This is a genomic window from Caballeronia humi, assembly GCF_001544475.1.
In the GTDB taxonomy this organism is placed as follows: domain Bacteria; phylum Pseudomonadota; class Gammaproteobacteria; order Burkholderiales; family Burkholderiaceae; genus Caballeronia; species Caballeronia humi.
Genome location: NZ_FCNW02000011.1, coordinates 1 through 22180, shown reverse-complemented (window position 1 = coordinate 22180; position 22180 = coordinate 1). Strand labels below are relative to the sequence as shown.

Below are 22180 nucleotides of genomic sequence, written 5' to 3'. Positions count from 1 at the left end.
CCTCAGACACGCTCGATTGCGATCGCGATGCCCTGCCCCACGCCGATGCACATCGTGCAGAGCGCGAAGCGGCCGCCGGTGCGTTGCAACTGATAGCTCGCGGTCGTGACGAGGCGCGCGCCGCTCATGCCGAGCGGGTGGCCGAGCGCGATCGCGCCGCCGTTCGGGTTGACGCGGGGATCGTCGTCGGCGACGCCGAGCATGCGCAGAACGGCCAGTCCTTGCGACGCGAACGCTTCGTTCAGTTCGATCACGTCGAACTGGTCGATCGTCATGTTCAAACGCTTCAGAAGTTTCTGAGTCGCGGGCGCCGGGCCGATGCCCATCACGCGCGGCGGCACGCCGGCCGTCGCGAGACCCAGAATGCGCGCACGCGGCACGAGGCCGAACCGCTTCGCGCTGTCTTCGTCAGCGAGCAAAAGCGCGGCCGCGCCGTCGTTCACGCCTGACGCATTGCCCGCCGTCACGCTGCCATCCGGGCGCACGACGCCCTTCAGCTTCGCCAGCGCCTCGATGCTCGTCTCGCGCGGATGCTCGTCCTGCGAAACGACGATCGGATCGCCCTTCTTCTGCGCGATCGTCACCGCGACGATTTCCTGCGCGAACGTGCCGTCGGCCTTCGCGCGCGCCGCCTTCTGCTGGCTGCGCACGGCGAACGCGTCCTGATCGGCGCGGCTTACCTTATAGTCATCCGCGACGTTTTCCGCCGTTTCCGGCATCGAATCGACGCCGTGAAGCTTTTTCATCAGCGGATTGACGAAGCGCCAGCCGATGGTCGTGTCGTAGATGTCGGCCTGACGCGAGAACGCCGAGGTCGCCTTGCCTTGCACAAACGGCGCGCGGCTCATGCTCTCCACGCCGCCCGCGATCAGGAAACTCGCCTCGCCCGACTTGATCGCCCGCGCGGCAATGCCGATCGCGTCCATGCCCGAGCCGCACAGGCGGTTCACCGTCGTGCCCGGAATGCCTTCGGGCAAGCCGGCGAGCAACGTCGACATGCGCGCGACGTTGCGATTGTCTTCACCCGCCTGATTCGCGCAGCCGAAAATCACTTCCTCGACGGCGTTCCAGTCGACGTCTTTATTGCGCTCCATCAGCGCGCGCAGCGGCACGGCGCCGAGATCGTCGGCCCGCACCGACGACAGCGCACCGGCATAGCGGCCAATCGGCGTACGAATCGCGTCACACAAAAATGCTTCTTTCATTAGTGTCTCCAGTTATCGGGATCAGGCGGCTTCAGTCAGGGGCGCGTATTGCAGCGGCACCTTGGCGAGCTGCTGGAGTTCCTCGAAGGTCAGCCCCTCGACCATTTCGCGCACGACGAAGCCTTCCGGCGTCACGTCAAACACAGCGAGATCGGTGTACACGCGATTCACGCAGTTGACGCCGGTCACCGGATACGAGCATTCGTCGACGAGCTTGCTTTCGCCCTGCTTCGTCAGCAGTTCCATCATCACGTAGACCTGCTTCGCGCCGATCGCGAGGTCCATCGCGCCGCCGACGGCCGGAATCGCGTCGGGCGCGCCGGTGTGCCAGTTCGCGAGATCGCCTTTCGCCGACACCTGGAACGCGCCGAGCACGCAAAAATCGAGATGGCCGCCGCGCATCATCGCGAACGAATCGGCGTGATGGAAATAGGCACCGCCGGTCAGCAGCGTGACGTGCTGCTTGCCGGCGTTGATGAGTTCGTCGTCTTCCTCGCCTTTCGCGGGCGCCGGGCCCATGCCGAGCAGACCGTTTTCGCTGTGCAGGAAGATTTCACGGTCCGCGGCCAGATGGTTGGCGACGAGCGTCGGGACGCCGATGCCGAGGTTCACGTACGCGCCTTCGGGAATGTCGAGCGCGACGCGCTTCGCCATTTCGTCACGAGTCAGTTTTTTCATGGCTTTTCCTTATCTCTCAGGCTGCGAGTTCGGCTTGATGGACGGCTTGCGGCACTTCGACCACGCGTTGCACGAAGATGCCCGGCGTGACGATGTTCTCGGGATCGAGTTCGCCCAGTTCGACGATCTGCGACACCTGCACGATCGCAGTCTTCGCCGCGCTCGCCATGATCGGCCCGAAGTTGCGCGCAGTTTTACGATAGACCAGATTGCCCCAGCGGTCGCCCTTGAATGCCTTGATCAGCGCGAAATCCGCGTGCAGCGGCGCTTCGAGCACGTACTGCTTGCCGTCTATCAGGCGCGTTTCCTTGCCTTCCGCGAGTTTCGTGCCGAAACCGGTCGGCGTGAAGAATCCGCCGATGCCCGCGCCCGCCGCGCGAATCCGCTCCGCCAGGTTGCCCTGCGGCACGAGTTCGAGCTCGATTTCACCCGCACGGTAAAGCGCATCGAAGATGTGCGAATCCGCCTGGCGCGGGAACGAGCAGATGATCTTGCGCACGCGCTTCGCTTTCAGCAAGGCGGCCAAGCCGGTTTCACCGTTGCCGGCGTTGTTGTTGACGATCGTGAGCTCGCGCGCGCCCTGCTCGATGAGCGCGTCGATCAGTTCGGACGGCATGCCCGCCGTGCCGAAGCCGCCGATCATGATGGTCGCGCCGTCGTTCACATCTTTCACCGCCGACGCCAGCGAGTCGAAAATCTTGTTGATCATGCCGTTCCTCTCTTGTGTCGATGAGAGTTAGCGCTTTAGCGCTTACTCTCGTCCCATGCAGAGCATGTCGGGCACAGTTAGCGCTTTAGCGCTTCCTCTGGCCCCATGCAAGGTGGTTGGTACGAGTACTCCGGATCGGCTTAAGCGATACCGGCGTCGAACCCGGGTTAACCTGCTTGTCTGAAAATGTTCGTCATGCGAACATGGATTCGATTAGCGAACAACGTGATGTTATTACTGCATTCGTTGTCGTGTCAACGAACTACGGGTATTCACCGACTGGCTGGTTCCACTTGGTTCGACTTCATGAAAAAAGATCCGCTCAACTCTTCCGATGCTGACGAAACGTCGCGCCCCGGCGATTCCTACGTGCAATCGTTCGCGCGCGGGCTCGCGGTGATCCGCTCGTTCGACGCAGGCCGTCCCGCGCAGACGCTGACCGAAGTCGCCGCCGCGTCAGGTCTCACGCGCGCGGGCGCCCGGCGCATTCTGCTGACGCTGCAGGCGCTCGGCTACGTCGAAGCCGACGGCCGCCTCTTCCAGCTTACGCCGAAGATCCTCGACCTGGGTTTCGCCTATCTCACGTCGATGCCGTTCTGGAATCTCGCCGAGCCGGTCATGGAGGAACTCGTCGAGCAAGTGCACGAAAGCTGCTCGGCGGCCGTGCTGAACGGCACGGACATCGTCTACGTGCTGCGCGTGCCGACGCACAAGATCATCACGCAAAACCTGTCGATCGGAAGCCGGTTGCCGGCGTTCTGCACGTCGATGGGCCGCATGCTGCTCGCCGCCCTCGACGACGACAAGCTCGACGCCGTCCTCGGCGCCAGCGACCTCACCGCCCGCACGCCGCGCACCGTCATCGACAAGGCGGCGCTGAAGGAAGCGATCGACGTCGTGCGCAGCCAGGGCTGGGCGATCGTGGATCAGGAACTGGAGGAAGGGCTGATTTCGATGTCGGCGCCGATCCGCGACCGGCAGGGGCGCATCATCGCGGCGCTCAATCTCAGCGGGAACGCGCAGCGAAAGAGCGCGAGGCAGATGGTGAAGGCGTATCTCGAACCGTTGCAGGCGGCGGCGGTACGCGTCTCGGAGATGGTCGCGCGGCGCGGATAAACGCCACTATTCGCGATCGCGAATCCGGCGTTACCCTCTATCTCGCCCATCGATAACGCCGCGCGCATGAACGACCTCGATCTGAACCTCATCCCGTATCTCGTCGCCATCGAGGAGACGCGCAACGTGAGCCGCGCCGCCGAGCGGCTTGGCGTGAGCCAGCCGCGCGTGAGCACGGCGCTCGGACGGCTGCGCGAGTATTTCAACGATCCGCTCTTCGTGCGCACGTCGCGCGGCATGGAGCCGACACCGCGCGCGCTCGCGCTCGTGCCCGCCGCGCGCGAGGCGCTGAGCCGTATCGAGCGCGGCCTGCTCGACACGCAGCACTTCGACCCCGCCACCACGAGCGACACCTTTTCGATCGCCCTTTCCGATGTCGGCGAGATCGTCTTTCTGCCGCGCCTGCTGCAAGCGCTTTCGGTCCAGGCGCCGCACGCGAATCTGCGTTCGGTGTCGCTGTCGCACGGCGATGTCGAACGCGGACTCGAAGCCGGCGACGTCGACCTCGCCGTCGGCTATTTCCCCGATCTCTCCGGCAACAATTTTTTCCAGCAACGCCTCTTCTCCCATCGATTCATCTGCCTGATGCGCCGCGATCATCCTTTCGCGAGCGGCCCGCTGACGCTCGAACGGTTTATCGAATGCGGCCACGCCGTCGTGCGCGCTGAGGGACGCAGCCAGGAAATCCTTGAGAATTTTCTCGACAAGCAGCGCATCCGTCGACGCGCCGTGCTGGAAACGCCTCACTTCATGAGCTTGCCGTTCATCCTCTCCCGGACGGACCTCATCGCGACGGTCCCGCACGCGATCGGTTTCGCGTACGTGGCGGAACACGCGTCGATCACGCTCGCCGAACCACCGCTGCCGTTGCCGCGCTTCGATCTGCGGCAGCACTGGCATCGCAAGTTCCACAACGACGCCCGCACGATGTGGTTGCGCGGCGTGGTCGCGTCGCTCTTCAACGACGCGCTCGATGAATGGCCGAAATGATTGCGAGTTGCGGCTAGAATGACCTTTTTATTTCCGGGCAGGAAATGATCGATGGATGCGCTCACCAGCCTGCGCGTGTTTCGCGAGGTCGTCGAGGCGGGAAGTTTCGTGAAGGCCGCCGAACGGCTCGACATTTCGACCGCGATGACGAGCAAGCACGTCGCGAATCTGGAGCGCCAGCTCGGCGTGCGCCTGCTCAACCGGACGACGCGCCACCTGAGCCTGACCGAAGCCGGCAGCGTGTACTTCGAGCAATGCAGTGAGGCGCTCGATATTCTGTCGGCGGCCGAATCCGCGGTTGGCGTGCAGACGGCGCATCCACAGGGCGTGCTCAAGGTGACGGCGCCGGGCTGGTTCGCGACGCGCAAGTTCGCCGATATTCTCGTCGCGTACCGGCAGCGCTATCCGGACGTGCTCGTCGACTTGCGGCTGGAGAACCGCTTCGTCGATCTGGTGGAAGAAGGCTACGACATGGCGCTCCGGGCGACTTCGGAGCCATCGCCGTCGCTGATCGTGCGGCCGCTGTGCAAGGTGCCGTTCGTGCTGTCGGGCGCGCCGGCCTATCTGGAACGGCACGGCAATCCGCGCCATCCTGACGACCTCGCCCGCCATCAAATCATCCTGCCGACTTACACCAATATCGAGATGGTCGAACTCACCGGTCCGGACGGCGCGTTCGCGGTGAAGAACCACGCGGTGCTGAAGACCAACGACACGTCGATGTCGCTGCAGCTTGTGCTCGCGGGCCTCGGGCTCGCGTACTTCCCCGAGTGGATAGTGGCGGCGGAACTGGCGTCGGGCGGGCTCGTGCGCGTGTTGCCGGAGTACGCGGCGTTCGCACCATCGGTTTACGCCGTCTACACGAGCCGCAAATACATGACGACGAAGGTGCGTACCTTCATCGATTTCCTGTCCGAGTCGCTAGCCGACCGGCCTAGTCAATTAGGATAACTCGTATTCAAGCGCGTCCTCCGGCATGTGATGATCCCGCCCGATTTTCGCCTCTTGCGGCGCTTCAAGCGATCGACGGAGGGGACGGCCATCACCCTTTCAACTGCCAAGCGGGCGCGCGATGAATTTTCCCTGGTTTCCACTGTGTCTCAATTTCCTGTTGCTGGGCGCCACGGTATTCATCTGCGACAGGATCAACGCAAGTCAACGCGAGGCGAGATGGAACGGCGCACTGATGTTCGTCGGCTTTTGCCTGCTCGCGATGATTCTCGATCTGCTGTTGACGAGCATATTTGCGTCGGTGCCTGACATGGACCGGATGAACTACGTGACTCTTGCGTCGCGGTCGGCGTGGGCGGAACGCGCTATCGCCTACCTGATTCCGTGCGTGGTGGGCGTGTTCCTCGCGATGCGGTTCCGTCAACGCCAACATCGAAGGGATGATCCGGTGCGAATCAAGACGTCGGACTATACGCACTCGGAACTGTCGGTTTGATGAAGACGACTGTGCTGCGAGTCGATATGCGAAGCGCGATTGCGAAAGTCGCCTGATGGGTTCTCAGCATCAAAGCGGTCTGATATAATTTCGCTCTTTCGGGGCGTAGCGCAGCCTGGTAGCGTACCTGCATGGGGTGCAGGTGGTCGGAGGTTCAAATCCTCTCGCCCCGACCAGAAAATGAGGCCTTACGGACGCAAGTCCGTAAGGCCTTTTGGTTTTTGCGGCGCGTTTTCAGAGCACAAAAAAACGCCGCGACTCACGTCACGGCGTCTCGCATTCATCAGGCCACTCAGATCTGTTTCGCCGCTGACCCGCCAAGCAGATCGATCACCTGCAGGATCTCCTTCCTCAGCGCCTCGACATCAACCGAGGCCTGCGGGGACGCCTCCACCTTCATCTCATCAGCTTCATCGGCCTCGGCGCCATTCGCGCGCCCGTGCGAATCGAGCCGATTGCGCGCGCCGTTGATCGTGAAGCCCTGCTCGTAAAGCAACTCGCGAATACGCCGGATCAGCAGCACTTCATGATGCTGATAATACCGACGATTGCCGCGCCTTTTGACCGGCCGCAACTGCGTGAACTCCTGCTCCCAATAGCGCAGCACATGCGGCTTCACGCCGCATAGCTCGCTGACTTCACCGATCGTGAAGTAGCGCTTGGCCGGGATCGGAGGCAAGACGACTTTTTCCATCGTCAATCAACCATCGTGGTGAGTGTCGCAGAGGCGCTGAATGACGACGAACGGCAGCGCAGTCCGTTCGTCAGCGGCCGAAGCTGGTTTCCGCGCCGGTCTCCACCAGCGCCTTCAACTTCTGACTCGCGTGAAACGTGACAACACGGCGCGCGGCAATCGGAATCGCTTCGCCGGTCTTCGGATTGCGACCCGGGCGCTGCGGTTTGTCACGCAACTGGAAGTTGCCGAAGCCCGACAGCTTCACGCTGTCGCCGCTTTCGAGCGCGTCGCGAATGACCTCGAAGAAGGCTTCGACCATGTCTTTCGCTTCGCGCTTGTTGAGTCCGACGTGGTCGAACAGCATCTCGGCCAGTTCGGCTTTCGTGAGCGTCGGCGTCTCGTTGGACGCCGCGCCATTCGAAGTCGGGATATCTCGGATCATGGCGCTGCGTTGCGCCGAAAGAAGGGCTTCGAAATCACTCGAGTTCATTTGGTTCATATCAGAAAAATGGCGTGACGATTAAGACGGAGGGGCCCATCAAAGGCTATCCGCGCAATCGCGCGCCATGTACTCGAGCCAAGCGATCCACCAGCGTTTTGATGGCCGTTTCGACCGTTTCGTCCTGAAGCGTCCCGCCAGTATCTTGCAACGTTACACGGAAGGCAAGGCTTTTCTCGTGCGCCCCCAAACCACCGGAAGTGCTTGATTTTGGACGAAATTCATCGAATAGCGCAACCCTCGTGACGGTCTTGCAGGCGGGCTCGGAACGAGCGTTTTCGAGCTCGTCGAGGAGTGTCTGGGCCTCGACTTTCTGGTCGACCACGATCGCGATATCACGCCGAACTGGCGGAAATTTCGACACTTCCGCCGGCACCGGCAACGCGCGCGCCATCAACGCGTCAGCTTCGATTTCGAACAGTATCGGAGCCTGAAGAAGATCATATTTTTGCAGCCAGCGCGGATGCAACTCGCCGATCCAGCCGGCCTTGCGTCCATCGATCTCGATACGCGCGCTGCGTCCCGGATGCAGCGCGGGATGCTCGGCCTTCACGAAGCGCGGCACGACCGGCGCAAAGAACGCTTCGATGTCGCCCTTCACGTCGAAGAAATCGACGGGACGCGACTGCGCGCCCCATTGCTCATCGAGCGCCGGCCCATAGGCGAGGCCGCCGATCATCTTCGGCTGCGCGAAGCCTTCGACCGCCAGCTCGCCCGCCTTGATCGACGGATCGTGCAGGAAAACGCGGCCCGCCTCGAACACGCGAATGCGATCAGCGCGACGGTTCAGGTTGTAGCGCAGCACGCTGATCAGGCTGCCGAAGAGCGTCGTGCGCATGACCGACAACTGGCTCGCGATCGGATTGATCAGCTTGACCGGGTTGTCGTTGCCGGCGAAATCCTGCTCCCACTCGGCATCGACGAAACTGAAGTTCACCGTCTCCGAGTAGTCGCGCGCGGCGACCGCGTGGCGGATCGCATGGATCGATCGCTTCGTCTCATTGGTCGGACGCATCTCGCTCGTAGCGACCGGCGGGCGCGCCGGAATCTTCTCGAAACCGTAGATGCGCGCAACTTCCTCGATCAGGTCCTCTTCGATCTCGATGTCGAAGCGATACGCCGGCGGTGTCACGGAGAACGTGTCGCCGTCGCGTTCGAAGGAAAGACCGAGTCGCGTGAAAATCTGTGCGATCTCGTCGACATCGATCGGCACGCCGATGATCCGATGTGCGCGCGAGACGCGCATCGTAACCGGCACACGCGTCGGCAGATTGACGATCTGGTCGTCGACCGGACCGGCCTTTCCGCCACAGATGTCGAGGATCAATTTCGAGATGCGCTCGATATGCTCGACGGTCGTCGAGTAGTCCACGCCACGTTCGAAGCGATGCGCCGCGTCAGTCGAGAAATTGTACTTGCGCGCGCGGCCGCGGATCGCGTCCGGCCACCAGAACGCGGCTTCGAGATAGATGTTGGTCGTGTCGAGCGAGACGGCCGTGCTGTCGCCGCCCATGATGCCGGCGAGGCTTTCGACGTGCCGGTCATCGGCGATCACGCCGACGGTTTCATCGAGTTCGACGGTGTTGCCGTTCAACAGCTTCAGCGATTCGCCCTTGCGGCCCCAGCGCACTTCGATGCCGCCGTGGATCTTGTCGAGATCGAACACGTGCGTCGGACGGCCGAGCTCGAGCATCACGTAATTTGAGATATCGACGAGTGCGGAGATGCTGCGCTGGCCCGAGCGTTCCAGGCGTTCGATCATCCATTGCGGCGTCTTTGCATGGGCGTTCACGCCGCGAATCACGCGGCCGGAGAAGCGGCCGCAGAGGTCCGGCGCGAGGATCTTCACCGGCAGTTTTTCGTCGAGCGTGGCGTGGACCGGCGGCATGTCGAGCGCCTTGAGCGGAGCGCCGGTGATCGCCGCGGTTTCGCGCGCGACGCCGAACACCGACAGGCAATCCGCCTTGTTTGGCGTGAGCTTGATCTCGAAGACAGTGTCGTCGAGATTGAGCGTCTCGCGAATGTCCTGGCCGATCGGCGTATCGGCGGGCAGGATCAGCAGACCACTATGATCTTCGGAGAGCTTCAGTTCACGCGCGGAGCACAGCATGCCCTGGCTCTCGACGCCGCGCAGCGTCGACAGCTTGATCGCGAACGGCACTCCGCCCGCTTCCGCCGCCGGCAACTCGGCGCCGACCAGCGCGACCGGCACCTTGATGCCCGGCGACACGTTCGGCGCGCCGCACACGATGTTGAGCGTCTCGCCCGTGCCGGCATCGACCTGACAGACGTTGAGCTTGTCCGCGTTCGGGTGCTTCGCGACCTCGAGCACCTGCCCGACGACGATCTTCGTGGTCGGTGGCGCGACCGGCTGCAAGCCTTCGACTTCGAGACCGGCCATCGTCAGCGCGTGAGACAGTTCGTCGGTGGAGAGCGTCGGGTCGACGAAACTTCTGAGCCAGGATTCAGGGAATTGCATGTGTGTCTACGTTCGAAATGAGGGGTGTCTGCGCCCGGCTTCGTGCGCACCGGGCATCGTGGGCAATGACCGCTTTAAGCGAATTGCCGCAGGAAACGCAGATCGTTTTCGAAGAAAAGGCGCAGGTCCTGCACGCCGTAACGCAGCATCGTCAGGCGCTCGAGGCCGCTGCCGAACGCAAAGCCGATAAAGCGCTCCGGGTCGAGGCCCATGTTGCGGATGACGGTCGGGTGCACCTGACCGGAGCCCGAAATCTCGAGCCATTTGCCGGCGTTCTTGCCGTGCTCGAACATCATGTCGATCTCCGCCGACGGCTCCGTGAACGGGAAATACGACGGCCGAAAACGCACGAGAATATCGTCGCGCTCGAAAAATTTCTTGAGGAAGTCGGTGTAGACGCCCTTCAGGTCCGCGAAGCTGATGTTCTCTTCGATCCACAAGCCTTCGACCTGGTTGAACATCGGCGAATGCGTGGCGTCGCTGTCCACGCGATACGTGCGGCCCGGCACGATCACCTTGATCGGCGGCTTGTTCATGCGCGCGTAGCGCACCTGCATCGGGCTCGTGTGCGTGCGCAAAAGGAGCGGCCGGCCGTCGGCATCCTTGCCGTCGACGTAGAACGTGTCCTGCATCGAACGCGCCGGATGGTTTTCGGGGCTGTTCAATGCGGTGAAGTTGTACCAGTCGGTTTCGATCTCGGGGCCGTCGGCCACATCAAAACCAATCGTGCTGAAGATCTGCTCGACGCGCTCCCACGTGCGCATCACCGGATGCAGCGTGCCGGCGCCGTTACCGCGCCCGGGCAGCGTCACATCGATGGCTTCGGCCGCGAGACGCTGGTTGAGCAGCACATCGGCGAGCGCCTGACGGCGCGCGTTCAGCGCGGCTTCGACCTTGCCCTTGACGACGTTGATGCGCGCGCCTTCGGTCTTGCGCGTGTCGGGATCGAGCTTGCCGAGGCCTTTGAGCAACTCGGTGAGCGCACCCGACTTGCCGAGAAAGCGCGCCTTCTCGTTTTCGAGCGTGGCGACATCGGACGCGTTTTCGAAGGCGCTTTGCGCGTCGGAGACAATCTGATCCAGGTCCATTGATCCCATCATTTCAACGTCGTAGTTCAACTGCTTAACTGAACGGGCGAACTCGCGTGCAAATCCGCTCGACCAACGAAAACGGGGCTCGGTGAGAGCCCCGTTTTCTGCCGCCGCGTCACCGAAACTACCGGATGTTCGCGACGACTGACCACGCAGTACTAATTTCGCAATTAGGCTGCAACGGCGGCTTTCACCTGCTTGACGATCGCAGCAAAAGCAGCCTTGTCGAACACAGCCATGTCAGCCAGAACCTTGCGGTCGAGTTCGATCTGAGCCTTCTTCAAGCCGTTGATGAACACGCTGTAGGTCATGTCGTGCTGACGCACCGCTGCATTGATACGCGTGATCCACAGTGCGCGGAACACACGCTTCTTGTTGCGACGATCGCGATAGGCGTATTGCCCGGCGCGCATGACCGCTTGCTTGGCGATGCGATAGACGTTATTGCGACGGCCGCGGTAACCCTTGGCCAGCTTGATGACTTTCTTGTGACGGGCCCGTGCGGTAACCCCACGTTTTACTCGAGGCATGTTGCGCTCCTATGAGTTTCGGTTAAGGGTTAGGCGAACGGCAGCATTGCGCGCACGGAGTTCAGATCGGAATCGTGAACAGCCGTGGAGCCACGCAAATGGCGTTTGTTCTTGGTGGTTTTCTTGGTAAGAATGTGGCGCTTGAAGGCCTGACCGCGCTTGACGGTACCGCCCGGACGCACCACGAAGCGCTTTGCAGCACTCTTCTTGGTCTTCATCTTCGGCATGAAACTACTCCAATTATTAGATGGTCATGGGTGTGCGGTTGATCCAGCGATCCTGTCCCGCCCTTCGAAACCCAAGAACCACTTATGTGCGGACGGTTTGAAACCGCCGCATTTTCATGAGTGACGACGCACTTCCGACGTCACCCTGAAACCTGCCCGATGCCGCGCCAGACAAGGCGCGATCCATCGATTACTTCTTTTTCTTCGGCGCCAGAACCATGATCATCTGGCGGCCTTCCATCTTTGGCATCTGCTCGACCTGACCGAATTCGTCGAGGTCCGTCTTTAGACGTTCGAGCATGCGCATGCCGATTTCCTGGTGGGCCATTTCGCGCCCACGGAAACGCAACGTGATTTTCGTCTTGTCGCCGTCTTCGAGGAAACGCGTGAGGTTGCGCAGCTTCACGTTGTAGTCACCGTCATCGGTGCCCGGCCGGAACTTGACTTCCTTGACCTGAACGATCTTCTGCTTGAGTTTCGCCTCGTGCTGCTTCTTCGCTTCCGAGTACTTGAACTTGCCGTAATCCATCAAACGGCAGACAGGCGGGACGGCCTGCGGCGCGATTTCGACGAGATCCACGTCCTGCTGTTCCGACATGCGGAAAGCATCGGCGAGTTTCACGATTCCGAGCGGCTCGTTGTCCACTCCGACCAAGCGCACCTCGGGTGCGGTAATTTCACCGTTGATGCGATGCGACGACTTATCAGTAGCGATGTTACGTTTCCTCTAAAAATTAAAAAACAAGCCGCGCTGCGGGTGGCCTTACTTGAACGAATGCACGTCCTGCTGCAAACGTTCGAGGAATGCGCCGACCGGCATGGAACCCAGATCGACACCGCCACGAGCACGCACGGCTACGGTTTGCGCCTCACGCTCCTTGTCACCGACGACCAGCAAATACGGGATCTTCTGAAGCGTGTGCTCGCGTATTTTATAGCTAATCTTCTCATTGCGCAAATCGCTCTCTACTCTAAGCCCTTGTTTTTGCAACGATTGGGCCACTTCGCGAGCATAATCGGTCTGATTTTCGGCGATATTCAGGACAACCGCCTGCACCGGCGCGAGCCAGGAAGGCATTGCACCGGCGTGGTGCTCGATCAGGATGCCGAGGAAGCGCTCCATCGAGCCGACGATCGCTCGATGCAGCATCACCGGACGCTTGCGGCTGTTGTCCTCCGACACGTACTCCGCGTCGAGGCGCTCCGGCAGCACCATGTCGAGCTGCAGCGTGCCGCATTGCCACGAACGGCCGAGCGCATCCTTGATGTGGTATTCAATCTTCGGACCGTAGAAAGCGCCCTCACCCGGCAATTCTTCCCACTGCAGGTCGCACGCGGTCAGTGCGTCGCGCAGGCCTTGTTCGGCGCGATCCCAGATTTCATCAGTGCCGGCCCGCTGATCCGGACGCAGCGCCAGCTTGATACCGATGTTGTCGAAGCCGAAATCCTTATAGACGCTCATCGCGAGCGTGTTGAAGGAAATCGATTCCGAGATGAACTGATCTTCGGTACAGAAGATGTGAGCGTCGTCCTGGACGAAGCCGCGCACGCGCATCAGTCCGTGCAGCGAACCCGACGGCTCGTTGCGGTGGCACGAACCGAACTCGGCATAACGCAGCGGCAGATCGCGATACGAACGCAGTCCATGATTGAACACCTGCACATGGCCCGGGCAATTCATCGGCTTGATCGCGTAGTCGCGCGTCTCCGACTCGGTCGTGAACATGTTTTCACGATAGTTCTGCCAGTGGCCCGAGGCTTCCCACAGCGAGCGGTCCATGACCATCGGGGTCTTGATTTCAAGATAACCGGCGTCGTTCACGCGACGGCGCATGTATTGCTCGACCTGCTGCCACAGCGACCAACCCTTCGGATGCCAGAACACCATGCCGGGCGCCTCGTCCTGCAGGTGGAAGAAGTCAAGTTGCTTGCCGAGCTTGCGGTGATCGCGCTTCTCGGCTTCTTCGAGCATGTGCAGATAGGCTTCCTGGTCTTCCTTTTTGGTCCACGCGGTGCCGTAAATGCGCTGAAGCTGCTCGTTCTTCGAGTCGCCGCGCCAGTACGCGCCCGCGACCTTCATCAACTTGAAGACCTTCAGCTTGCCGGTCGACGGCACGTGCGGGCCGCGGCACAGATCGGTGAAACCGCCATGTGAGTAGAGCTTGATCTCGTCCGTAGCCGGGATCGATTCGATGATCTCAGCCTTGTACTTCTCGCCGATGCTCTTGAAGTATTCGACCGCTTCGTCACGCGAGACCACGCGGCGCGACACCGGCTCGTCCTTCTTTGCCAGTTCCTGCATGCGCTTTTCGATCTTTTCGAGATCTTCGGGCGTGAAGGGACGGCTGTACGCGAAGTCGTAGTAGAAACCGTTGTCGATAACGGGGCCGATCGTGACCTGAGCTTCCGGGAAGAGATCCTTCACCGCGTACGCAAGCAAGTGCGCCGCGGAATGGCGGACGATGTCGAGGCCGTCGACGTCCTTCTCGGTGACGATGGCCAGCGACGCGTCATGGTCGATCAGCGCCGACGTATCGACGAGTTCCCCGTCCAGGCGGCCGCCGAGCGCAGCCTTGGCGAGACCCGCGCCGATCGAGGCCGCGACTTCGGCGACCGTCACCGGGTGGTCGTACTGTCGGACGGAGCCGTCTGGCAAGCGTATCGAAACCATTTCATTCTCCAGGACGCCGGCGCGCGGCGATCGAGTTCAATCAGCGATGCCCGCGAGACAAACGCGAGGCAAATAAAGCAAATGGGCAAAAAAAATGCGGCCCCACGAATCGAGGGGCCGCATTCACTTTCATACAAACCACAAGGGCGAAAGAGGTCCTCGACTAGCGTCGCTCCGAAGTTGTTTCGGTCAACGTTCGCGGTGCCATCTCTTTGTTCGCCTTTAGCGCCGAGGCGCTTACTGCGGTTTTGAAATCCCGGCGAACCGGTATTTCGCTTTCGTTGGTAGGCTCGATTGGACTCGAACCAACGACCCCCACCATGTCAAGGTGGTGCTCTAACCAGCTGAGCTACGAGCCTGAAGAAACGAAATTATATGGACCGTTTTGAATCTTGGCAAGTGTTTTTATGCAGCGGCTGTGAAAAAGTTCGTCGATACGTTTAACTTCTTCGCGAATACGCTTCAAATTCAAAGTCTTACGCGCGCCCGAAACAGCGCTTTACGCCCGCCGCGAAGCACGAATCACGCCCTGAACCTCGCCGAGCAGCGCGCAGGCGCGCTGAATCTGGGCGGCATTTGACACCTCCACCGTGAACTGCATGTACGCGATGTTGCGTCGGCTCTGGCTTTTCACGCCGATCACGTTGATCTTTTCCCGCGCGAAGACTTCGGAAATGTCGCGCAGCAGGCCCTGACGGTCGCTCGATTCCACCGCGAGATCGACGGGATAGACCGACGAACCGCGCCCGCCCATCACGTCGGCGGACCAAGTGGTGTGCAGTACGCGCTCCGGTGAGCGCTCGGCCATGCGCTTGAACGTCGCGCAGTCGCTGCGGTGAATCGACATGCCCTTGCCGCGCGTGACGAAGCCCGCGATCGGATCGGGCGGCGCCGGGCGGCAGCAGCGCGCGAGCTGCGTCAGCAATGCATCGACGCCGACGACCAGCACGCCCGCCGACGCCCCCTGCGCCACGCTCTGCCCGCTGCTGCGCTTTTCGAACTGCGCGGGCGCCTCGGGTTCGGGCTCGGGCGGCGGCGTGTCCTTGAGCGCGTGCTCGATGTTGCGCAGGCTAAACTCTTCCTTCGCGACCAGCGCGTAGAGCTCATCGGGCGTCTTGAACCCGAGCTTCGCCGCGAGCTGATCGAGATTGACCGACGTCCTGCCTTCGCGTTGCAGCGTCTTTTCGACGATCGCGCGGCCCGCCGTGATGTTCTCTTCGGCCTCGACCGAGTTGAACCACGCGCGCACCTTCTGCCGCGCACGCGCGCTATGCAGATAGCCGAGCTGCGGATTGAGCCAGTCGCGCGACGGGCCGCCCTCCTTCACCGCGACGATCTCCACCGTCTGGCCGTTCTGCAGCGGCGTGTTGAGCGGCACCATCGCCCCGTCGACGCGTGCGCCGCGGCAGCGGTGGCCGAGTTCGCTGTGCAGGTGATAGGCGAAATCGACGGCGGTCGCGCCCTGCGGCAACGCAATCACGCGTGCTTGCGGCGTGAGCACGTAGATGTGGTCGTCGTCGAGCGTGGCGTCGCGCAGTTGCTGCCAGCCGCCGGGCCGCTCGGTGTCCGACACATCGTCTTTCCAGGCGAGCAGTTGCCGCAGCCAGGCGATCTTTTCGTCGTACTTTTCGCTTGCCGTCACCTGCCCGGCGTAGGCGCGCGTACCCGCTTCCTTGTAGCGCCAATGCGCCGCCACGCCGTATTCGGCGAACCGGTGCATCTCCTGGGTGCGGATCTGGACTTCGAACGCGCGGCCGTCGTCGCCGATCACGACCGTGTGCAGCGACTTGTAGCCATTCGGCTTCGGCCGCGAGATGTAGTCGTCGAATTCGCGCGGCACCGGCTGCCACAGGTTGTGCACGATGCCGAGCACGGTGTAGCAATCCTTGATGTCGTCGACGATCACGCGAAACGCGCGCACGTCGTTGAGCTCCGAGAAATCGAGCTCCTTGCCGCGCATCTTCTTCCAGATACTGTAGATATGCTTCGGCCGGCCGCTCACCTCGGCGTTGATGTGCGCCGTCGCGAGTTCGGTCTGCAGCCGCGCGATCGCGCTCGTCACATACGACTCGCGCTCGACGCGCCGCTCATCGAGCAGCTTCGCGATGCGCTTGTAGGTGACGGGGTCCTCGAAGCGGAACGCGAGGTCTTCGAGTTCCCACTTCAGTTGCCAGATGCCCAGGCGGTTCGCGAGGGGCGCATAGATTTCGAGCGTCTCGCGCGGCACGTCGCGCGACGGCTCCAGCTTGTGCGCCGCGTAATAGCGCAGCGACTGCACACGCGACGCGAGCCGGATCAGCACGACGCGGATGTCCTGCGCGAACGCGAGGAACATCTTGCGCAGCGCCTCGACTTGCGCCCGGCGGGCCGCTTGCGCGTCGCGGCCGGTTTCGGGCAGCGCCGCCTGCGTCGCGCGCGAACTGACCGAGCCGAGCCGCGCGAGCTTTCTCACGTCGCTGACGAGCGCCTCCACCTCCGGTCCGAAGCGCTCGGCGATGGCGCGCGATGGATCGTCGAGATGCGGCGCCAGCGTGAAAAGCGCCGCCGCCGCGACCGCCTGCGGATCGATATTGAGCGACTGAACAATACGCGCCGTGCCCACCGCGTGGTCGACGAGCGCCTCGCCGCTCACGAGCCGCGCTTCGCCCGCGTGCTCGCGCACGAACGCGAGCGCATCGTCGAAGGACGGCTCGGGCAACAGTTCGGGGGAAACGGCGGTGTCGGTCATGACTGCGACGTGACTGCTAACGCCTTAGCTGCGCTGCGCCGCCACCACCACAACTTCGACGAGGCACGCCGGATTCGCGAGCTTGGCTTCGACGGTCGCGCGCGGCGGCGTGTTGCCGGCGGCGACCCACGTGTCCCACAGCGCGTTCATCGCGGGGAAATTGGCCATGTCGGAGATGTAGATCTGGACCGACAGCAGGTGCGACTTGTCGCTGTTCGCTTCTTCGAGCAACCGGTCGATGTGGCCGAGCACTTCGCGAGTCTGGCCGGTGATGTCCTGCTCCGTGTCTTCGGCGATCTGGCCCGCCAGATACACCGTGCCGTTATGAATAGCGATCTCGGAAAGACGCGCGCCGACGTGATGACGAGTAACTGCCATGAGTGTCCCTTTTCTGTGGGCGCGCCCGGGATGAGCGCGACACCGAGCCCAATATTATGCCCCGTCCGCCTTGTTTTCGAGAAAGAAGCGCCTGGCGACGTCGATCTGGTCCGGTGACAAAAACGCCGGCGCGTGGCCTACGCCCGGAACCTCGTAACTGCTCGCCGCCTGGCCCCGCGCGACCATTTGCTCAACCGTTTCGCGCGACAGCAAATCCGACGTTTCGCCACGCACGACGAGCACCGGCGCCTTTATCGAGACAAACGAATGCCACAGGAACGCCTCGCCAGCGGCGTTGGTTTCGTCGGTTGCGGCGACAAACGGCAGCGCGATGCCCGGATCGTAGCGGAAGCTCCAGCGGCCTTCGCGCTCGCGCAAGAGCGGCGTGTTGATCGCGGCCCATTCCGCGGCGGTCAGCGGTCCGAAGGTTGCCGCGAGCGCCGCCGCGTGGACGATGCCTTCGTCGAGCGTCGCGAAATCGGTGGGCTTGCCGAGGTATTCGCCGATGCGGTCCAGCGCCACCCGTTCAATATGCGGCCCGACGTCGTTCAACAGGAGCTTGTGGATCGGCGAATTCGGCAGGCCCGCGAACGCCATGCCGATCAGTCCACCCATCGACGTGCCGAACCAGTCGACGGTTTCCACGTTCAGTCGCGCGACGAGCGTCACCATGTCGGCGACGTATTGCGGGATGCCGTAGTACTTCGGGTCGGCGAGCCAGTCGGAGAGGCCGCGCCCCGCGACGTCCGGACACACCACACGGTATTCGCCGCACAGCGCCTCGGCGACCTTGTCGAAATCGCGGCCCGAGCGCGTCAGGCCATGCACGCAGACGAGCACGCGCGGATTGGCCGGATCGCCCCACTCGGTGTACGCCACGCGATGCAGCCCGGCGGGGCTCGCGCACTGCACGTAGCGCTGGCGCGGGCCGAAAGCTTCGGAGGGAGCAGACGTTGCGGCTTCGACGATAGGCGTGGACATTGGATTTCCTCGGATGGAGTCGAATCGATTGTAAACAGATTGCCAGCGGCATTTCGGCCGCTCAAAAAACGTTAGCCGAACGGATAAGGCGTGCAAAAAAAACGGGCGAAGCATCCGCTTCGCCCGTTCTTCGTAGCAAGAATCGCCGCGCTTACTTCACGCCGCTCACATCCAGAGGCGCGCCGGTCTTCTGCTGAATCTCTTCCGCAGTAACGCCAGTCGCCAGTTCGATGACCTTCAGCCCGTTCTCAGTGACATCGATCACGCCCAGATCGGTGATGATCCGGTTCACGACGCCTACGCCCGTCAGCGGCAGCGTGCATTCCTCCAGAATCTTGTGCTGGTCGCCCTTCGCGACGTGCTCCATCAGCACGACCACGCGCTTGACGCCCGCCACGAGATCCATCGCGCCGCCCATGCCCTTGATCATCTTGCCGGGGATCATCCAGTTCGCGAGATCGCCCTTCTTGCTGATCTGCATCGCGCCGAGGATCGCCAGGTTGATATGGCCGCCCCGGATCATCGCGAACGAATCCGCCGACGAAAAGATCGACGAGCCCGGCAGCGTCGTCACAGTCTGCTTGCCGGCGTTGATGAGGTCGGCGTCGACTTCTTCTTCCGTCGGCGACGGTCCGATACCCAGCAGCCCGTTCTCCGACTGCAGCCACACTTCGACGCCCGGGGGCACGAAGTTCGCCACCAGCGTCGGCAGACCGATGCCGAGGTTCACGTAGAAGCCGTCCTGCAGTTCCTGCGCCGCGCGGGCGGCCATCTGATCACGATTCCATGCCATGGTCATTCTCCTTTCGCGCGGACGATGCGTTGTTCGATACGTTTCTCGGGATTCGCGTTCAGCACGATGCGCTGCACGAAGATGCCCGGCGTATGGATCGCGTCCGGATCGAGTTCGCCCGTCTCGACGATTTCCTCGACTTCGACCACGGTAATCTTGCCGGCCATCGCGCACATCGGGTTGAAGTTGCGCGCCGTGCGGCGATAGATCAGGTTGCCCGACTTGTCGGCCTTCCACGCCTTGACGAGCGCGACGTCCGCCGTCAGCGAATGTTCGAGCACGTAGTGGTTTTCACCGAACTGACGCGTTTCCTTGCCGTCCGCGATGATCGTGCCGAAGCCGGTATTCGTGAAGAAAGCGGGGATACCCGAGCCGCCCGCGCGGAGCTTTTCGGCGAGCGTGCCTTGCGGCGTGAATTCGAGTTCGAGTTCGCCGGCGAGGTATTGCCGCTCGAATTCCTTGTTCTCGCCCACGTATGAAGAAATCATCTTCTTGATCTGGCGAGTCTCGAGCAAGAGACCGAGGCCGAAACCATCGACGCCCGCGTTATTGCTGATGCAGGTGATGTCCTTGACGCCCGAGTCGCGCAACGCGGCGATCAGGGCTTCCGGGATGCCGCACAGCCCGAAGCCGCCGACGGCAAATGTCTGACCGTCCTTGACGATGCCATCGAGCGCCTCTTTGGCGCCGGGATAGACCTTGTTCATCTGTTTGTCCCTTCCATGATGTGAACCCACTGTGAATCGGCTTTTTGCCGCTGCACTTCGCTCTCAGCGGCGTTTTGGTGTGTCCAGAGAGTACGACGGCGCGTCGATCCGGCACAATACGCAAAAATACATAAGCAATCGCCGCGCCGTTTTGCGTTTTTCGCTTCTGAAGCGGTATCTCGCGGTTCACCTCATCGAAAATGCCCGAACTGGATTACCAAACAGCGTTCCATCTTGCGCCCGTCGGACTGGTTTTGTCGCGCGAAAGGATCATCGAGGATTGCAACGAGCAGCTTTGCGCGATCTTCGGCGCGCCGCGCGAGGCGTTGATCGGGCAGTCGTTTCAGGTGCTCTATCCATCGTCCGACGAATTCGAGCGGATCGGCGAACGGATCGCCGCGCTGATGGCGGCGCAAGGCAGCTACGCCGACGACCGCATCATGAAGCGTGAAAACGGCGAGCTCTTCTGGTGCCATGTGACCGGCCGTTCGCTCGATCTGGCGGCGCCGCACGCGGCGGGCGTCTGGACGTTCGAGGACTTGAGCGCGACGCGGCGGGTCGCGATCGAACTGACGCCGCGCGAGCGGGAAATCGCCGCGCAGCTCGTGACAGGCAAGACCAGCAAGCAGATCGGCCGGGTGCTGGATATCAGCGCGCGCACTGTCGATATCTATCGCGCGCGGCTGATGAGGAAGTACGAAACGCGTAACGCTACCGAACTGCTGCAGCGCTTGCTGGGAACCTAGAGTGTGGCGGGCGTCGCCGTCTCGATCGTATGGCGCAGCAAGTCGGGAATCGGCACCGATTTGCCCGCCGCGTAGTCGATCCAGACGCATTTCGCGGCGCCCTTCGCGTAGAGCGTAGCGCGATCGTCGGCGCGATAAAGCTCGAAACGCGTGTCGAAACTGCTGCGGCCCGGCTTGCCGACCGACATCCTTCCGATGATGTCGCCCGGATAGTGAAGCTGCTTCAGAAACTCCATCGATGCGTTGACGATCACCGGCCCCTGCCCCTCGCCATTGCCGCCCGCGATGCCGATCTGCTCGAACCACGAGATTCGCACCTGCTCCATGTAGCGAAAATAGACCGTGTTGTTGACGTGCCCGAAGGCGTCCATGTCGCCCCAGCGGATCGGCATCGACATCTCAAAAACCGCGTGGAACCCACTTTCGTCGCTCATTGCTTCTGTCCGTAAATCTCGAAAAAGTCAGAGGGAAAAGCCGTCGTCGGCGGAGATCACCGAGCCGTTGATGAATTGCGATTCGTCGGCGCACAGGAGCAGCAGGAGACCGTCGAGGTCTTCCGGCTTGCCGACGCGGCGGCGCGGCAGCAGCGACATCAGCTTCTGGCCCTGCTCGGTCTTCCAGTGATGGTGGTTGATCTCGGTATCGATATAGCCCGGGCAGATCGCGTTCACGTTGATGCCGTGGCGGCCCCATTCGAGCGCCATCGCCTTCGTCATCTGGACGACGGCGGCCTTGCTCATCGCGTAAAGGCCGATCTGCGGAAACACGCGCAGCCCCGCCACCGACGCCACGTTGATGATCCGGTACCCTGGCTTCGACGTGCTGCTGCCGCGCATGATCATCCGTTTCGCGACTTCCTGCGCGACGAAAAACGCGCCGCGTGTGTTCGTGTCGAAGACAAATTCGAAGTCGGCGGGGGTGACGTCGGTTAGCTTTTGGGTGGTCGAAACACCCGAGTTGTTCACGAGGATGTCGATGGTGCCCGCTTCCGTCTCCGCATGCGCGACGGCGGCCTTGATGCTTTGATAATCCGTGACATCGAGCGAGACGACGTGTGCCGCGCCGCCCGACGCCTCGATTTCGGCGCGCAATTCCTTCAACCGCTCGGTACGGCGGCTCGCAAGCACGACCTTCGCGCCCGCTTGCGACAACACTTGCGCGAAACGCTTGCCCAGCCCGCTGGAGGCGCCGGTGATCAGCGCGACCTTGCCTTCCAGGTTGATCGAACGGCCCATTGTGATTCCCTTTTTGTTCGGTTGATCAAGCCGCAGCTGCCCAAAAATGCAGCACGGCGATTCAATGTTCTGTTACGCTATCACGAAATAGCACGATCGTTCTAATTAAGAGAGGGTTGGTTGCACCCTCCGGAGCCATCGCTGACAATACGCGATCGCTGAAAAAAGCATTCTAACGGTACATAGGAGCATTGCATGACCCCGGAGAGTCTCATCGAGCAGTACGGTCCCCGCGAGTCGATGGAATATGACGTCGTGATCGTTGGCGGTGGCCCGGCTGGACTGTCGGCGGCC

23 protein-coding genes and 2 tRNA genes are annotated in these 22180 nt (G+C 62.0%); 6 read left to right on the top strand and 19 right to left on the bottom strand.

Annotated elements, in window-relative coordinates:
* Positions 1 to 2: 2 nt before the first annotated feature.
* Genes pcaF through AWB65_RS13230 form a run of 3 tightly spaced genes read right to left on the bottom strand, consistent with a single transcriptional unit; the run spans position 3 to position 2592 of the window.
* Complete coding sequence (gene pcaF, locus AWB65_RS13240) at positions 3 to 1205, bottom strand: 3-oxoadipyl-CoA thiolase (RefSeq protein WP_087667596.1); 1203 nt, start codon at positions 1203 to 1205, stop codon at positions 3 to 5.
* A gap of 21 nt (positions 1206 to 1226) precedes the next feature.
* Positions 1227 to 1883: a 3-oxoacid CoA-transferase subunit B gene (locus AWB65_RS13235; RefSeq protein WP_087659739.1), complete on the bottom strand. Its 657-nt coding sequence runs from the start codon at positions 1881 to 1883 to the stop codon at positions 1227 to 1229.
* A 16-nt stretch (positions 1884 to 1899) separates the two neighbouring features.
* The gene (locus AWB65_RS13230) at positions 1900 to 2592 is read right to left on the bottom strand and encodes a 3-oxoacid CoA-transferase subunit A (protein ID WP_087659738.1); all 693 of its coding nucleotides are present in this window, start codon (positions 2590 to 2592) and stop codon (positions 1900 to 1902) included.
* A gap of 306 nt (positions 2593 to 2898) precedes the next feature.
* On the opposite strand from AWB65_RS13230, the gene AWB65_RS13225 reads away from it, so the two are divergent.
* The 5 genes from AWB65_RS13225 to AWB65_RS13205 all read left to right on the top strand — a co-directional run bounded on the left by AWB65_RS13225 (position 2899) and on the right by AWB65_RS13205 (position 6321).
* Entirely contained in the window at positions 2899 to 3708 is an 810-nt protein-coding gene (locus tag AWB65_RS13225; RefSeq protein WP_087667595.1) for an IclR family transcriptional regulator, read from the top strand.
* 66 nt (positions 3709 to 3774) lie between these two features.
* Positions 3775 to 4698, top strand: coding sequence for a LysR family transcriptional regulator (locus AWB65_RS13220; protein ID WP_087659736.1), 924 nt, complete (start codon positions 3775 to 3777; stop codon positions 4696 to 4698).
* 51 nt (positions 4699 to 4749) lie between these two features.
* Complete coding sequence (locus AWB65_RS13215; RefSeq protein WP_087667594.1) at positions 4750 to 5649, top strand: LysR family transcriptional regulator; 900 nt, start codon at positions 4750 to 4752, stop codon at positions 5647 to 5649.
* A 121-nt stretch (positions 5650 to 5770) separates the two neighbouring features.
* On the top strand, positions 5771 to 6145 hold the full coding sequence (locus AWB65_RS13210; protein ID WP_087667593.1) for a hypothetical protein: 375 nt from the start codon (positions 5771 to 5773) through the stop codon (positions 6143 to 6145).
* A 99-nt stretch (positions 6146 to 6244) separates the two neighbouring features.
* Positions 6245 to 6321: transfer RNA gene (locus tag AWB65_RS13205), tRNA-Pro, on the top strand.
* A gap of 116 nt (positions 6322 to 6437) precedes the next feature.
* Here AWB65_RS13205 and AWB65_RS13200 read toward each other — a convergent pair.
* From AWB65_RS13200 to AWB65_RS13130, 14 genes are all read right to left on the bottom strand, one after another.
* Positions 6438 to 6839, bottom strand: a complete 402-nt coding sequence (locus AWB65_RS13200; protein WP_087667592.1) for a MerR family transcriptional regulator — start codon at positions 6837 to 6839, stop codon at positions 6438 to 6440.
* A gap of 70 nt (positions 6840 to 6909) precedes the next feature.
* Positions 6910 to 7320, bottom strand: coding sequence for an integration host factor subunit alpha (locus tag AWB65_RS13195; RefSeq protein WP_062637437.1), 411 nt, complete (start codon positions 7318 to 7320; stop codon positions 6910 to 6912).
* 46 nt (positions 7321 to 7366) lie between these two features.
* Positions 7367 to 9799, bottom strand: a complete 2433-nt coding sequence (pheT, locus tag AWB65_RS13190) for a phenylalanine--tRNA ligase subunit beta (RefSeq protein WP_087667591.1) — start codon at positions 9797 to 9799, stop codon at positions 7367 to 7369.
* Between the two features lie 74 nt (positions 9800 to 9873).
* Positions 9874 to 10887 carry a phenylalanine--tRNA ligase subunit alpha gene (gene pheS, locus AWB65_RS13185; protein ID WP_200821717.1) on the bottom strand — a complete coding sequence of 338 codons (1014 nt, stop codon included), beginning with the start codon at positions 10885 to 10887 and terminating at the stop codon, positions 9874 to 9876.
* A gap of 173 nt (positions 10888 to 11060) precedes the next feature.
* On the bottom strand, positions 11061 to 11420 hold the full coding sequence (gene rplT / locus AWB65_RS13180; protein ID WP_062637433.1) for a 50S ribosomal protein L20: 360 nt from the start codon (positions 11418 to 11420) through the stop codon (positions 11061 to 11063).
* A 29-nt stretch (positions 11421 to 11449) separates the two neighbouring features.
* On the bottom strand, positions 11450 to 11647 hold the full coding sequence (rpmI, locus tag AWB65_RS13175) for a 50S ribosomal protein L35 (RefSeq protein WP_006052501.1): 198 nt from the start codon (positions 11645 to 11647) through the stop codon (positions 11450 to 11452).
* 190 nt (positions 11648 to 11837) lie between these two features.
* A complete protein-coding gene (gene infC, locus AWB65_RS13170; RefSeq protein WP_087646537.1) occupies positions 11838 to 12362 on the bottom strand; it encodes a translation initiation factor IF-3 in 525 nt (174 codons plus the stop codon).
* 48 nt (positions 12363 to 12410) lie between these two features.
* Entirely contained in the window at positions 12411 to 14318 is a 1908-nt protein-coding gene (gene thrS / locus AWB65_RS13165) for a threonine--tRNA ligase (protein WP_087667590.1), read from the bottom strand.
* Between the two features lie 282 nt (positions 14319 to 14600).
* A tRNA-Val gene (locus AWB65_RS13155) sits at positions 14601 to 14677 on the bottom strand.
* Between the two features lie 140 nt (positions 14678 to 14817).
* Entirely contained in the window at positions 14818 to 17046 is a 2229-nt protein-coding gene (locus AWB65_RS13150) for a RelA/SpoT family protein (protein WP_087667589.1), read from the bottom strand.
* A 24-nt stretch (positions 17047 to 17070) separates the two neighbouring features.
* Entirely contained in the window at positions 17071 to 17424 is a 354-nt protein-coding gene (locus AWB65_RS13145; protein WP_087667588.1) for a RidA family protein, read from the bottom strand.
* A 54-nt stretch (positions 17425 to 17478) separates the two neighbouring features.
* Complete coding sequence (locus AWB65_RS13140) at positions 17479 to 18405, bottom strand: alpha/beta fold hydrolase (RefSeq protein ID WP_087667587.1); 927 nt, start codon at positions 18403 to 18405, stop codon at positions 17479 to 17481.
* A gap of 151 nt (positions 18406 to 18556) precedes the next feature.
* Positions 18557 to 19198: a CoA transferase subunit B gene (locus AWB65_RS13135; RefSeq protein ID WP_087667586.1), complete on the bottom strand. Its 642-nt coding sequence runs from the start codon at positions 19196 to 19198 to the stop codon at positions 18557 to 18559.
* 2 nt (positions 19199 to 19200) lie between these two features.
* Complete coding sequence (locus AWB65_RS13130; protein ID WP_087632133.1) at positions 19201 to 19905, bottom strand: CoA transferase subunit A; 705 nt, start codon at positions 19903 to 19905, stop codon at positions 19201 to 19203.
* A 200-nt stretch (positions 19906 to 20105) separates the two neighbouring features.
* Between AWB65_RS13130 and AWB65_RS13125 the strand changes: the two genes are divergently transcribed.
* Positions 20106 to 20651, top strand: a complete 546-nt coding sequence (locus AWB65_RS13125) for a LuxR C-terminal-related transcriptional regulator (RefSeq protein WP_087667585.1) — start codon at positions 20106 to 20108, stop codon at positions 20649 to 20651.
* On the opposite strand, the gene AWB65_RS13120 is transcribed toward AWB65_RS13125, so the two are convergent.
* Positions 20648 to 21085 (bottom strand): acyl-CoA thioesterase, encoded by a 438-nt coding sequence (locus tag AWB65_RS13120; RefSeq protein ID WP_087667584.1) that lies wholly within the window; start codon positions 21083 to 21085, stop codon positions 20648 to 20650. The genes AWB65_RS13125 and AWB65_RS13120 overlap by 4 nt on opposite strands.
* A gap of 27 nt (positions 21086 to 21112) precedes the next feature.
* Positions 21113 to 21886, bottom strand: a complete 774-nt coding sequence (locus AWB65_RS13115) for an SDR family oxidoreductase (protein WP_087667583.1) — start codon at positions 21884 to 21886, stop codon at positions 21113 to 21115.
* Positions 21887 to 22180: the final 294 nt, after the last annotated feature.